At 71.0% G+C, this 13,128-nt stretch carries 10 protein-coding genes; 7 read left to right on the top strand and 3 right to left on the bottom strand.

The genetic code is table 11. The features are described 5' to 3' along the window. The first annotated feature begins 41 nt into the window (after window positions 1–41). The 3 genes from IE140_RS16375 (at window position 42) to IE140_RS16385 (ending at window position 3,995) form a co-directional block, all read left to right on the top strand. On the top strand, window positions 42–1,430 hold the full coding sequence (locus IE140_RS16375) for an 8-oxoguanine deaminase (RefSeq protein ID WP_150197684.1): 1,389 nt from the start codon (window positions 42–44) through the stop codon (window positions 1,428–1,430). Between the two features lie 341 nt (window positions 1,431–1,771). Continuing rightward, a complete protein-coding gene (locus tag IE140_RS16380; protein ID WP_229826814.1) occupies window positions 1,772–3,184 on the top strand; it encodes a nucleobase:cation symporter-2 family protein in 1,413 nt (470 codons plus the stop codon). A gap of 127 nt (window positions 3,185–3,311) precedes the next feature. Further along, window positions 3,312–3,995, top strand: coding sequence for an alpha/beta fold hydrolase (locus IE140_RS16385; RefSeq protein WP_093443984.1), 684 nt, complete (start codon window positions 3,312–3,314; stop codon window positions 3,993–3,995). Between the two features lie 19 nt (window positions 3,996–4,014). Here IE140_RS16385 and IE140_RS16390 read toward each other — a convergent pair whose 3' ends face one another. Next, window positions 4,015–4,641, bottom strand: a complete 627-nt coding sequence (locus tag IE140_RS16390) for a TIGR03086 family metal-binding protein (RefSeq protein ID WP_150197686.1) — start codon at window positions 4,639–4,641, stop codon at window positions 4,015–4,017. Between the two features lie 169 nt (window positions 4,642–4,810). On the opposite strand from IE140_RS16390, the gene IE140_RS16395 reads away from it, so the two are divergent. The 4 genes from IE140_RS16395 (at window position 4,811) to IE140_RS16410 (ending at window position 11,791) form a co-directional block, all read left to right on the top strand. Beyond that, window positions 4,811–5,803, top strand: coding sequence for a fibronectin type III domain-containing protein (locus tag IE140_RS16395; RefSeq protein ID WP_189460470.1), 993 nt, complete (start codon window positions 4,811–4,813; stop codon window positions 5,801–5,803). 68 nt (window positions 5,804–5,871) lie between these two features. Further along, window positions 5,872–7,254 carry an esterase/lipase family protein gene (locus IE140_RS16400; RefSeq protein WP_150193562.1) on the top strand — a complete coding sequence of 461 codons (1,383 nt, stop codon included), beginning with the start codon at window positions 5,872–5,874 and terminating at the stop codon, window positions 7,252–7,254. Continuing rightward, the gene (locus tag IE140_RS16405; protein ID WP_150193561.1) at window positions 7,251–9,281 is read left to right on the top strand and encodes an ATP-binding protein; all 2,031 of its coding nucleotides are present in this window, start codon (window positions 7,251–7,253) and stop codon (window positions 9,279–9,281) included. Before IE140_RS16400 ends, IE140_RS16405 begins: the two co-directional genes overlap by 4 nt. A gap of 53 nt (window positions 9,282–9,334) precedes the next feature. Continuing rightward, on the top strand, window positions 9,335–11,791 hold the full coding sequence (locus IE140_RS16410; protein WP_150193560.1) for a WD40 repeat domain-containing protein: 2,457 nt from the start codon (window positions 9,335–9,337) through the stop codon (window positions 11,789–11,791). Window positions 11,792–12,235: 444 nt separating this feature from the next. On the opposite strand, the gene IE140_RS16415 is transcribed toward IE140_RS16410, so the two are convergent. Next, window positions 12,236–12,682, bottom strand: a complete 447-nt coding sequence (locus IE140_RS16415; RefSeq protein ID WP_189460472.1) for a hypothetical protein — start codon at window positions 12,680–12,682, stop codon at window positions 12,236–12,238. After that, entirely contained in the window at window positions 12,612–13,043 is a 432-nt protein-coding gene (locus IE140_RS16420) for a hypothetical protein (protein WP_229826815.1), read from the bottom strand. The genes IE140_RS16415 and IE140_RS16420 overlap by 71 nt, the downstream gene beginning before the upstream one ends. Between the last annotated feature and the right edge of the window lie 85 nt (window positions 13,044–13,128).

The raw sequence follows: 13,128 nt of genomic DNA on the forward strand, positions 1-13,128 counted from the left end.
CTGCCGTGCCCACATCGCCACAGAGAGAAGAAGGAAGCGCCATGGCAGCTTCGGCAGACCCTCAGCGCATCGTCATCGAGAACTGTTCGATCGCCACCGTCGACGCCCACGACACGGAGTACGCCTCCGGGTACATCGTCGTGGCGGACAACCGCATCGAGTCCGTCGGCGCGGGCAAGGCCCCGGAGGGCCTGACCGGTGTCGTCCGGCGCATCGACGGCACCGGGCACCTCGCCACCCCCGGCCTGGTCAACACCCACCACCACTTCTACCAGTGGATCACCCGGGGCCTGGCCACCGACCACAACCTGTTCAACTGGCTGGTCGCCCTCTACCCGACCTGGGCGCGCATCGACGAGCCGATGGCCCGGGCCGCCGCGCAGGGCTCGCTCGCGATGATGGCCCGCGGCGGGGTCACCACCGCCATGGACCACCACTACGTCTTCCCGAAGGGCTCCGGCGACCTGTCCGGCGCCATCATCGGGGCCGCCCGTGAGATGGGCGTACGGTTCACCCTCGCCCGGGGCTCCATGGACCGCAGCGAGAAGGACGGCGGCCTGCCCCCGGACTTCGCCGTCGAGACCCTGGAGGGCGCGCTCGCCGCCACCGAGGCGACCATCGACGCCCACCACGACGCCTCCTTCGACGCGATGACCCAGGTCGCCGTCGCGCCCTGCTCGCCGTTCTCGGTCTCCACCGAACTGATGCGCCAGGGTGCCGAGCTGGCCCGCCGCAAGGGTGTGCGGCTGCACACCCACGGCTCGGAGACCGTCGAGGAGGAGCAGTTCTGCAAGGAGCTGTTCGGGATGGGCCCGACCGAGTACTTCGAGTCGACCGGCTGGCTCGGCGACGACGTGTGGATGGCCCACTGCGTCCACATGAACGACTCGGACATCGCCGCCTTCGCCCGTACGGGAACCGGCGTCGCCCACTGCCCGTCCTCCAACGCCCGCCTCGCCGCCGGCATCGCCCGGGTCCCCGACATGCTCGCCGCCGGTGTGCCGGTCGGCCTCGGTGTGGACGGCACCGCCTCCAACGAGTCCGGCGAACTCCACACCGAGCTGCGCAACGCGCTGCTCATCAACCGCCTCGGCGCCCACCGCGAGGCCGCCCTGAACGCCCGTCAGGCCCTGCGCCTCGGGACCTTCGGCGGGGCCCAGGTCCTGGGCCGCGCCGACCAGATCGGCTCCCTGGAGGCCGGCAAGCTCGCCGACCTCGTCCTGTGGAAGCTGGACACCCTGGCCCACTCCTCGATCGCCGACCCGGTGACCGCGCTCATCTTCGGCGCGGCCGCCCCGGTGACCCTCTCCCTCGTCGACGGCAAGCCGGTCGTCGAGGGCAACCACCTCACCACGGTGGACGAGGACGCCATCGCCCGCACCACCCGCGACGAGGCCCGCCGCCTCGCGCAGATCGCCGCCGGAGCCTGATTCCGCGCGGTATCCCCGACCGGCCGGTCTGGGGGGACGGCCCGAGACCGGCCGCCGTGGACCCGAGCGGGGTCCACGGCAGCCGGTCCGGCGGACGCGCACCCCATGGTGCGCGCCCGCCGGACCGGTGATGAACGCTGCCCGCACACACCCCCGTGCGCGCCCCTTCCGCACCCCCCTCTGCACCACCTGCACCACCTGAGAGAGCCGCAAGCACCGCTGCACCACTTACGCACCACCTCCCTGACACCCGCGTCGCCGACGACGCGTAACCGACCGGAGGAACCGCCGTGGCCGCCAAGCCCAGGTTTCGCAAAGACGCAGACGCAGCCTCCCCCGACGTGACGGACGATGCCGTCACGGAAGCAGAAGCAGCTGACGGCCGGAAACATCCGGTCGACGAGACCCTCCCCCCACTGAAGATGTTCACCAGCGGCCTCCAGCACGTGGCCGCCATGTACGCGGGCGTGGTGGCCCCGCCGCTCATCGTGGGGCCGGCCGTCGGCCTCACCGCCAAGGAGACCGCCTTCCTGATGGGGGCGAGCCTCTTCACCGCGGGGATCGCCACCCTGCTCCAGACCATCGGCTTCTGGAAGGTCGGCGCCCGGCTGCCCTTCGTCAACGGCGTCTCGTTCGCCGGGGTCGCCCCGATGATCGCGATAGGCAAGGACCGGGGCCACGACGGGATAGCCGTCATCTTCGGCGCGATCATCGTCGCGAGTCTCCTCGGCTTCGTCCTCGCCCCGTACTTCTGCAAACTGGTCCGGTTCTTCCCGCCGGTCGTCACCGGCACCGTGATCACCCTGATCGGCGTCTCGCTCCTCCCGGTCGCCTTCAACTGGTCCCAGGGCGGCAACGCCACGGCCGACGACTACGGTTCGATGACCAACATCACCATGGCCGCCGTGACCCTGGTCATCGTGCTGGCCCTGCGCAAGCTGCTGCGCGGCTTCCTCCAGCAGATCGCGATCCTGCTCGGTCTGGTCATCGGCACGCTCATCGCCATCCCGGCGGGCATCACCGACTTCAGCGCCATCAAGAACGCCGACGTCGTCGGCTTCCCGACGCCGTTCGCCTTCGGCGCCCCGCAGTTCGAGATCGCCGCCATCATCTCCATGTGCATCGTGATGCTCGTCTGCATGACCGAGTCCACGGCCGACATGCTGGCCCTCGGCAAGATCGTCGGCCGCCCGGCGGACGAGAAGATCATCGAGGGCGGTCTGCGCGCCGACACCCTCGGCAGCGCCATCAGCCCGCTCTTCAACGGCTTCATGTGCAGCGCCTTCGCCCAGAACGTCGGCCTCGTCGCCATGACGAAGATCCGCAGCCGCTTCGTCGTCGCGGTCGGCGGCGGCATCCTGATCCTGCTCGGCCTGGTCCCGGTCGCGGCCTCGGTCATCGCCCTCGTACCGCTGCCGGTGCTCGGCGGCGCGGGCATCGTCCTGTTCGGCACGGTCGCGGCCAGCGGCATCCAGACCCTGGCCACCGCCGCCATGGAGAAGGGCGAGAACGCGCTGATCGTGGCGGCGTCCCTCGGAATCGGCCTGATCCCCATCGCCGCGCCGCAGTTCTACCACGCCTTCCCCGAGGACCTGCTCGTCGTCCTCGACTCGGGCATCTCCACCGGCTGCGTGGTGGCGATCGTGCTGAACCTCGCCTTCAACCACTTCGGCCGCAAGCCGGACGCGGCGGACGAGGAGCCGGCGAACGGCGAACACGTGGTGCCGGCGGCCGCCGGGGTGGGCGTCCACTGACCCCTGGGGGATGTCCGCCTCGTGACAGCGGCCCGGTGGGACCCCGCACGGTCCCGCCGGGCCGGCGCGCGTCCGGGGGCGGGGCCCGTGGCGCGGTCGCCCGCCCGGCGGCTGTAGCGTCAGGGGCATGGAAGATCAGTCTGTTGTGGATGTCGGCGATGTGCGCCTCGCGTACCGGGCCCGGGGCGACGCGTTCGGCTCGCCCGTCGTGCTGCTGCACGGCCTCGGCGGCTCGGCCGCCGACTGGGAGGCAGCCGGCACCCTGCTGGGCCAGGAGTGGCGGGTCTACGCCCTGGATCTGCGCGGCCACGGCGAGAGCGACTGGCCCGACGACTACGACCTGGAGCTGATGGCCGAGGACGTCGTCGGCTTCCTCGACGAACTGGAGCTGGACCGGATCGGCCTCGTCGGCCACGGCATGGGCGGCGTCGTCGCCCGCCTGGTGGCCCAGGAGCACTCCGACCGGGTGGAGCGGCTGGTGCTGGTGGAGACCCCGGCCCCGTTCCCCGGCGACCCGGGCCCGGCCGGTCGCGCCGAGGGCCCGGTGGACTACGACGAGAACGCGGTACCCGCCGTCCACGACCAGCTCGCCGACCCCGGCCCGGACGCGGCCGAGCACCTCGGCGATATCGTCTCGCCGACGCTGATCATCACCGGGGGCCCGGAGAGCGGGATGGAACAGCACCGCCAGGCGGACGTGGCCGCCCTCGTCCCGGACTGCCGACTGATCACGGTCCCGGGCGGCCACCGGATGCACGAGACCCGGGCGGACCAGGTGGCGGCGCACATCACGGAGTTCTTCACCAGCTGAAGGGCTCCGGCGGGTGCTCTCAGCCGCCCGGCCGCCAGTCCGGACGCCGGCCGCTGAGGGCGATCACCCGGTCCAGCAGCGGGGCGTCGGCCGGCACCGGCACGGGCGGCCCGAAGATGCCCCCGCGGTCCGGGTCGTCCTCGTCCGGGGCGAGCAGCGCCGCGCAGGACCGCAGCTCGGCCTCGCCCGCCGCGTACGGCTGCCCTGTCGAGCGGGCCAGGTCCCAGCCGTGGATCACGAGTTCGTTGAGCGCGACGGCCCCGGCCACCTCGCCTGGCAGCTCGACCCCGCCCGCCCGGGTCATGCCCGTCCAGGCGTCGGGCGCGCGCCAGGCCGCCGCCACCTCCTCCAGCCGCCGGGGCAGCACCTCCCGCCAGTCGTCGTCGAGGACGGGGAGGGCCGCGTCGGGTGAGGTGGCGGTGCTCGGCCCGAGGTCCTTGCGGGCGGCGTCACGGAAGGCGGCGGCCAGCCCGGTGAGATGGCCGAGCAGCTCCCGTACGGCGTAGTCGGGGCAGGGGGTGGGGCCGTCCAGCGCGCCGTCGCCGACCGGACCGAGGAGCTCGGCGATCCGCCGGGCGGCCGGTCCCAGGTCGGGAAGGCCGGCGGGCTCGTGCGCGGCCGGAGCGGAGGTCTCATGCGTATCCATACAGAAGAGACCCCTCCACCACCGGAAACTCATCGGCTGTCGGACCGCCCGGGCATCCCGGACCGGCGGGGCGGCCGGCGCAACCCGGTATATAGCGGAAGGTTCCCGGCCGGACTCTTGTCGGCGGGCCCCACGTCATGTCATACAGGTCTGGACCATTGCTGTCCGGATGGAAGGCACCACCGTGCAACGCCCCCACATATCTGTCGCGTTGGCCTGTTCCGCCCTGCTTCTCACCCCCCTCCTCTCCGCCTGCGGTGGTTCCGCCGAAGCCGACACCCAGCCGCCCGGCACCCCGGAGAACGTCACCGCCCAGGCCAGCAGCTCCACCTCGGTGCACGTCATGTGGAAGGCCGCCCCCGACGACGAGAAGGTCGCCGGCTACGAGGTCTACCAGGGAAAGAGCAAGGTCAAGAGCGTCCCGGTGACGAAGACCATGATCGACGTCAACGGTCTGACGGCCTCTACGGACTACACCTTCAGCGTCCGGGCCAAGGACAAGGCCGGAAACCTCTCCGCGCCCGGCAAGGCCGTCCCCGTCACCACCCAGGCCACCCCGCCCAAGGACGACGAGCCCCCCACCACCCCGGCGAAGCTGACGGGCCGCGCCGACGGAAGCCGTGGAGCCACGCTCACCTGGGGCCCCGCCAAGGACGACGTCGGCGTCACCTCGTACGACATCTACCAGGAGGACTCCCGGATCCACAGCGTCCCCGCCTCCGAGACCACGGCGAAGCTCACGGGGCTGCGCCCGGGGACCGTCTACACCTTCACCGTCCGGGCCCGCGACGCCTCCGACAAGTCCTCGGCCGACAGCAACACCCTCGACCTCACCACCGCCTCCGCCCCCGGCGCCCCCGCGAGCACCGCCCCCACCGGGCTGCGGACCGAAGTCGGCAAGGAGGGCGACCTGTTCACCCTGGACCTGTCCTGGGACCAGCCCGACACGGGCGGCACCGTCCCCGCCTACGAGCTCCACATGAACGGCAAGCTGACCACCACCATCGTCTGGGGCGGTACACCTCCCAAGGGGCGCGCCACCTACCGGCTCGACCTCCCCGACCCGGCGGGCACCCGCTACTCGGTGAAGCTCAGGGCCAAGCTCCCGGACGGCACGTGGGGCGACTTCTCGGCCCAGCGGACGGTGGTTCTGACGGATTGACACCTGCCGGGGGGCGCGCTGGCGGGACACTTCGCTAACGTGTGATGTCCAACAGCGGGGGAGGACGCATGGCGCCGATCGGCACGTCCGACGTCAGCCGTGATGCGGTGATAGTCCTGCCAGGCATCATGGGCAGCGAACTGGTCGACACCGAGTCCGGCCGAGTGGTGTGGGGATTGAGTGACTCCCGTTGGTACGCCCGCGCTTGGACCACCGGGACGTCCTTGTCAAGCCTGCGCGTCACCGACGACGAGAGGCAGGGGCGTACCGGCCGCATCGTCGCGCGCCGGCTCCTGCGGTTTCCCGCTTTCGCTCCCGTGCTGCGCGGATTCGAGCCCTATACAGCGTTGCTCGCCGGGATCCGACGGGTCACGGCCCATGCCGACGCCGTCGCCGAGTTTCCCTACGACTGGCGGCTGCCCGTTGAGCTCAACGCCAGGCTGCTCTCGGCCAAGGCCGAACAGCATCTGAACGCCTGGCGCTCGCATCCCCGCGGTAGCCGGGACGCCCGGCTGGTCCTGGTCGCACACTCCATGGGAGGGCTTGTTGCCCGGTACTTCACCCATGTCCTCGGCTGCGGTGACCAGGTGCGCAGCGTGATCACGCTGGGCACGCCGTACCACGGCTCCGTCAAGGCCGTCCAGATCCTCAGCGCTGGCCGAGGAGCCCCGCTTCCGCTCCCGCGCCGTCGGCTGCGCGCTCTGGGGGCTGCCCTTCCAGGCCTGTACGACTTGCTGCCCAGTTATCGATGTGTGGACGAGGGCACCTCGGCACGACGGCTGGTGCCGGGCGACCTCGCCGCCATCGGTGGAGACGTTGACTTGGCTGCTGGCGCCCTCGCCACCCGTGAACGGGCTCTTCGGACAGGGGCAGGTCCGGGCACGCACCCCCTCATCGGAGTCGAACAGCGCACAGCCCAGTCCCTCACCCTTCGCGAGGGAGTTGCCGAGGGCCACGATTACGTCTGCGAGGACGGCGACGACGGCACACTGACCCGAGTGGACCGACGCGGCGACGGCACGGTCTATCGTGACTCGGCCCGGCTCGGAACCGCGGAGCCGGTGTATCTGCCGCAGACGCACGGAGCGATGTCCAGGGCCGCCGAGGCGATCGCTCACGTATGTGCGGTGCTGACGGAGCGCCGACTCGGCCCTCCCCTGGGTCTGGCCTCTATCGGTCTCCAGGCTCCCGATGTGGTTGCTGCCGGACGGCCCTTCACCCTCGGCGTCGATCTACAGGCCGATCCTGCGGCCGTCTCCCTGCAGGTGACGAACGCGGAAACGCATCAGGTGCGGAGCCGGCCCCGGCTGTTGCGGCGTGACAGCGGACTCATCGCACAGATCGAGCTGCACGACCCGGGGCTCTACCGGGTGGAGGTCAAAACCGGTGGATTCTCACCGATCACGCAGCTCGTCCTGGCCGCGCGAGCGGAGGACCTGGCACAGGTATGACCGAGGGCATTGCTGTGTACGGCGATGACGGCCCCCCCTACGCGGACGCCGACGCCAACGACCGGGACAACGGCGAGGAGTATCTGACCAGCCAGGTCACCGACATCCCCTGCCGTACGGAGTTTCCGGTGGTCTGCCTGCCGATCGGCCACTACCGGCATCACGAGCCACTCTCCGCGGACGAGGCCGCGGACCAGGTCGCCGGTCTGTTCGCCGAGTTGGGAGGTCGGGCCGAACCCTGGACGCTGCCGGGTGCAGCCCGCGACCGAACCGCAGCCGAGGAACGGCTGGAGGACTGGGCGGGCCCACCCGAGCCGAGGAGTTCGGTTCTCTTCTGGGCCGGGCACGGCGAAGCATCGCCCGAGGGTGCCTGGCTCGCCGTGCACGAGACTCCGGGATCGATGCGGACGCGTGGCCTGACGCCCGAGAACTTCGCGGCTTTCATCGACGCCGAGTGGTCCCGCCGGATCTCCGACCCCCACGCATGGGCGGTCGTGGTCATCGAGGCGTGCGGAGCGGAGCGTTTCGCCGACCTGGTCGCGGTTCGTCTGCTCAGCGGAGACAAGCCCAGGCGCCTGGCCGTCATCGGCGTGGGCGGATACGGCGCCGGCCATCTGGGCGAGTTCGCCCACGCGCTCTCCGGCGCGCTCGCCTCGTACACCGACAACGACGAGACGATCCGGTTGCCCGACCTGATGCTGCGACTGCACGACAGGATGCAGGTCGGCAGCATCCACGCTGACGCCTTCGACCTCCACTTGGCGCCCCCACTGCCGCGGGCACGCCTGCTGCCGACGGGCGTCACCTCCCCTCTCGACGTCTACGCCGAGCTCCGAACTTTCCTGGCTCAGCTGACCGCCGACGAACGCAGCCACTTCATCCCCAAGGCTCAGGGCGCCGAGCAGGGGGAGCTGGCCTGGTACTTCGTCGGCCGTGACCGCGAGCGCGCCGACATTTCCCAATGGCTGCGCGACAAACTGCGAGGCCTGTTGATCGTCACCGGAAGCCCCGGCGCCGGAAAGTCCGCACTGCTGGGCAACATGGTCGTCCAAGCCAACCCCCGGCTGCGGGACCTACTCGTCAGGGGCGGCCACCTTCGCGACCTCCCCAAGGCCGAGCGTCCACCTGACCACGTCTTCGATGCAGTCGTTCACCTCACCGGTATCACCATGGCGGAACTCGTTCGTCGGCTGGCCCATTCGGCCATGCTGGACGACCTGCCCGACACCGGTTCCACAGCGCAGGACATCGAATGGCTCCTGAACGAACTAGGTCAGAGCGACGTTCCGTTCACGATTCTTGTCGACGCCCTCGATGAAGCCCAGGAGCCCCTGGACATCGCCAGATCGCTTCTGCGCCGCCTGGCCGTGCTTCCCCGTGTGCGGGTTGTGGTGGGCACCCGGGCTTCGACTCGTGAGGGGCCCGACCGGCCTGAGAACGGTGATCGCGACCTGCTCGACGCCCTGGGAGCCAGGGAGACCGTCCGCGTCATGCGTGAGCCCGACGCACTGGGACGCTACGTCCGCCTGCGACTCAACCACGCCCGCGAAGCAGGCGTACTTCCGGCTGCAGACCCGGCGAGCATCGACGAGGTCGCCCGCCAGATCACGGCATACGATCGCCACTTCCTCTACGCGAGGCTGGCCGTCCACGAAATTCTCGCCGCCCCCCACCTTCTGACACCGGACGGCAACCACGCCCTGGTCTCGTTACTCCGCCGCGACCACCGTTCGTTGTTCGCCGCAGCCGTGGAACGCCTTGCCGGCCGGTCCGTCGCGGCCGTGCCGCTGCTCGAAGCGCTGGCCCTCGCCCAGGGGCGTGGACTTCCCCGCGCGGACCGGATCTGGGCTGTTGCCGCGACGGCCTTGGGCGACGGCGTACCCGTCACCGACCTCGACATCGACCGGTTGCTCGAGGCCGCCGCCCCATACGTGATGCTCGACTTCGAGCACGGGCAGAGCGTCTACCGGCTGTCCCACCGCACTTTCCAGGAGCACTTCCTCGATCAGCCGTGGCAGGCGACGTGACATCGTCCCTCCGGCCGCTCGCGGAGCGGCACCGCAGAATCGCCCAAGGGCTCATGACGGCCGCAGCCGCGGCGCTGCCCGCCGGCCCCAACCCCTACATCGAGCATCATCTCGCCGGACATGTCGCGGAAGCCGATGCCTGGGAGGATCTCGCGAGCGCCCCCGAGGTGCTCGACCACCTGGCGCCACGAGCCGTTGCCGCGGAGGCGCTACGCGTCGGCTACGGGAGAGTGGGCCTCCCGGATGCCATCACCGCCACACTCGTCTCCGGCGACCTGCTCGCATCCGTGGATCCCGGGGACAGGGCCACTGTGCGGGCCATCACCACCGCCCGCTTCAGCGGTTCGCTTCCCGTCCACGAGTTCCAGCAGCATGGCGACGGTGCCGCATGGACAGTGCGATGGGCCAGGCTGCGCCGTGCACTCCTCCCGGCGATCCTCACCCAGGGCTCCAGCCCGGTCGGAGCCCTGCGAGCACTGTCCATGCCGGACGGACGGGGGCTGCTTGCTGTCGGGACCCGTGACGGAAGGGTTCGGCTGTGGGATCCGCAGCTGGTGATGGAAGGTGGCCAACCGCTCTTCGGGACACTCTCGTTCAGCGATCCCATCCATATGCTGGATGCCCTCACGACGCCTGACGGGGACGTCCTGCTGGCGGTCGGTGCAGGCAAAGAAGTGCACCTTTGGGACCCCGTCGCCAGGTCTGCGGTCGGTGCAACAACGCTTCTCGACCCCCAGACCCATGCTGTGAAGATGGTGGGCCTTCCCGGAGGCCGCGCCCTTCTCGCGGCCTCCTTCAACAGGCATGTCCGCCTGTGGGATCCCTTCACCGGCCAATCCGCGGGGCCACTGCTCACCGGTCCAAAGCCCACCACGGTGGCGCGCGCGTCGGTAGAAGGTGCCGAGCGGCTCGACGGGGCACTGGAGGTGGTCACCCTGCCCGACGGGCGGGTGCTTCTCGCGGCGGGTGGCTCCAATTACATGGTGGACGGGTTCGGCGCCAGTGAGCCGGGCTACGAACAGGGCCGACTCTGGGTGTGGGACATCACCACCGGTGAGCCGGTGTGGGACATCGCGACCGGATACGGGGGCAGCGTCAGAACGCTGGTCACCGTGCCGCTCAGTGGTGGGCGTCCGGCCTTGGCCACTGTCGGCGGAGGCGGTGTGGTTCGGCTATTCGATGCCCAGGACGGCATGCAGGTCGGCGAGTGGCTCCACGGTAACGGTGCCGACGTCGTGGACGCCTGGACGGTACCCGTGAAGCGCGGACGCAGCGCGCTGGTCACGGTCGGCAGCGATCACTCGTTGCGGGCGTGGGACCACATCACCGGCACTCCAATCGGAGCACCGATGGCCGCCCGTACCAGCGGGGTGAGTGCGCTCACCGGCATCCGGCTGGCGGACGGGCGAGCTTTCGTGGCGGGCGGAAGCGAGGACGGTACCGTCCAGATCTGGGACACGGAATCCACCGCCAACAGCGATGACCCTCTCGCCGGCCCTGTGGACCATCTGGCCGCGATCCCTCTGCTCCAGGGCTCGATTCGCCAGGGCAGGCCCCTGCTTGTCTCGGTGGGCAGCGACGAGACCCTCCGACTGTGGGAATCCTCCAGTGGCCTGCCCATGGCCCGGCCCGTGAAGGGCTGCTCGGGCCGACCGTTGTCCGTTCCCATGAAGAGCGGGAAGACCCTCGTCGCGTTGGGGGGTGGGGAACATCCCGTTCGACTCTGGGATCCGGAGTCCTACCGCTTCGTAAGCAAGATCCGGAACTGGGACTTGCTCCATCTGCTGCGTATCGCCGAGCACCCCCGCGCCGTGGCGTTGGTGCCGCTGCCCGGCGGACGCACAGTGCTCGTCATGCAGGGTTCCTCCGCACTCTCGCTGTGGGATCCGGCGGCCGCCGGATACGTGTCCCGGGGGATGAGACGGCTGGAGGTCGGTCTCGGACGCCGACCTCTGGGCGTCGGCTCCCTCACCCACCCGGCCGGCCGGGCGTTGCTGTACACCGGTTCCCGGAGCGGCGTCGTGTTCCGGGATCCGGAGACCGGCGCCGGAGTCGCCAAATGGACCCGCGAGCTCGGTCGGCGCACCACGCTCACCACGGTGTCCTGGAGTGGCGGCCGTTCCCTGCTGGCCGTCATGACAGATCATGCCACCCACCTGGTGGACCCGTTCACCGAGCCGAATCGCAGACTGCACACGGTACTGCCGGTGGGCGTCCTACCCCAGGGCTCGGGGCCCGACCGTCCGGTTTCCCCCAGCCTGGGCCCGACGCCCATCGTTGCCTGGGTCACCCGCGAAGGCCGAGAGGTGGTGGCAACCGGAGGGCCCGAAGGCAGCCTGCGCCTCTGGGCCTCGGACACAGGAACGCTCATCCACGTCCTCCCCGTCGGTACCCCGATCAACGCACTCCTGGCCATGGGCAGCGTGCTCATCATCGGTTCGAGGGATGGGCTGTTGGCGCTGGAGAGCGGGCCGGGCGCGACAGCGGGGTCATCGCCCTCGACCATCTGAAGCCCCGATCGAGCATTTGCGCGAGTTCGTCGTGACGCGGGCGCTCCAGGGCCCTGGAGCGCTTGGACCCGCCGGGGTCCATGGGTGATCCTGGGGCGGCGGCGACGCCGCCGCGGCGATGAGCACGGGGGTGCGGCACCACGATGGTTCGGACAGCCGACGTCGCCCGTCGCATCGGCCCGTTTCACGAGGGCCTCGGCGTACTCCGGACGGGCAGTCCCAGTACTGCGGACTGCCCGTCCGGAGCAGTCCGAGACCCCGGCGCATCTCGTCGGCCGCCCGGCGCCCGTCCTCGGCGCCCGTCCCGGCGCGCCGGGCCAGTGCCGCCCCGAGAGCGACGCGTGTGGTGGCCTCGAAGTCCCCGGTGGGCGGGGGCAGGGCGAGGCACTCGTGGAAGCAGTCGACGGCCTCGTCGATGCCGTCGGCGCTGCCCGGGATCAGCAGTCAGTGGCCGAGTGCCCGCAGGACCCGGGCCCGGTCGGCGGAGCGGGACGGAACCTCCGCGGCGAGAGCCCGGAGCAGCGCGAGGGGGGCGTCGATCTCGGCGGGATCGCCCGGTGTGCCGAGTACGCCGAGGCCTCCCGGATCCCAGGCGTTCCCGGCACGGTTCCCCAGCATCCCGGCGAGGTGGGTCGCGAGCAGCACCCGGCGGGGGACGTCGTCGGCGGACCCGGACTCCGCCCCGCGGCGGGCGTGGGCGACTGCCTCGTCCTGGTCGCTCATGGAGCTTACCGCCGTGTACCGCGCGTCCAGCGCCCGGGAGAGCGCGAAATGGGCCCGGGCGCGCAGTGGATGCCCGGCCGGAGCGCCGTCGAGGGCCTCACGGGCCGTGGCGCACGCGTCGTCGAGGAGGTCTATGCGGCCGGTGCGCTCGGCGAACCCGGCCAGCAACAGCCCGAGGTTGGTGAGACAGGCGGAGCGCGCGAAGGCGTTGGGGGGTCTCCGCGGCCCGGCGGCAGGCGGCCATGCCCTCCTCGTGGAGCCAGTCTCGCCCACCGTTGGCGACGGCCTCCGCGAAGAGGGCGACCCCCAGATCGGAGAGGAGGGCGGCGTGGTCGGCCACGAGGGTGTCCGGCTCGCGAAGGGCCGTCCGCAGCAGCGCGATGCCCTCGGAGCGCAGCGCGGGTTCGTCCAGGCGTTTCGCGGCGAGGCAGAGCGCCGAACCGAGGGTGGCGCGGTGCTGGGTGCGGTGCGGGCTGTTCCCCGTCGCGAGGTCCACCGCCTTGCGCAGGGCGGCGACCGCCTCCCGCATCTCCTCCTCGTTCCCGGTCACCCGGGGCGCACCACCGCTGTCCCTGCGAGCCCTCGCACACGGGTGGTCCGCCGTGCGAACGCCG

The organism is Streptomyces parvus, assembly GCF_014648875.1.
Taxonomy (GTDB): Bacteria; Actinomycetota; Actinomycetes; order Streptomycetales; family Streptomycetaceae; genus Streptomyces; species Streptomyces parvus.

Excerpts from the sequence above, each read along its gene's own strand:
- IE140_RS16375 (WP_150197684.1), top strand. The coding sequence starts at position 42 with ATGGCAGCTTCGGCAGACCCTCAGCGCATCGTCATCGAGAACTGTTCG.
- IE140_RS16385 (WP_093443984.1), top strand. The coding sequence starts at position 3,312 with ATGGAAGATCAGTCTGTTGTGGATGTCGGCGATGTGCGCCTCGCGTAC.
- IE140_RS16390 (WP_150197686.1), bottom strand. The coding sequence starts at position 4,641 with ATGGATACGCATGAGACCTCCGCTCCGGCCGCGCACGAGCCCGCCGGC.
- IE140_RS16395 (WP_189460470.1), top strand. The coding sequence starts at position 4,811 with ATGGAAGGCACCACCGTGCAACGCCCCCACATATCTGTCGCGTTGGCC.
- IE140_RS16400 (WP_150193562.1), top strand. The coding sequence starts at position 5,872 with ATGGCGCCGATCGGCACGTCCGACGTCAGCCGTGATGCGGTGATAGTC.
- IE140_RS16405 (WP_150193561.1), top strand. The coding sequence starts at position 7,251 with ATGACCGAGGGCATTGCTGTGTACGGCGATGACGGCCCCCCCTACGCG.
- IE140_RS16410 (WP_150193560.1), top strand. The coding sequence starts at position 9,335 with ATGACGGCCGCAGCCGCGGCGCTGCCCGCCGGCCCCAACCCCTACATC.
- IE140_RS16420 (WP_229826815.1), bottom strand. The coding sequence starts at position 13,043 with ATGCGGGAGGCGGTCGCCGCCCTGCGCAAGGCGGTGGACCTCGCGACG.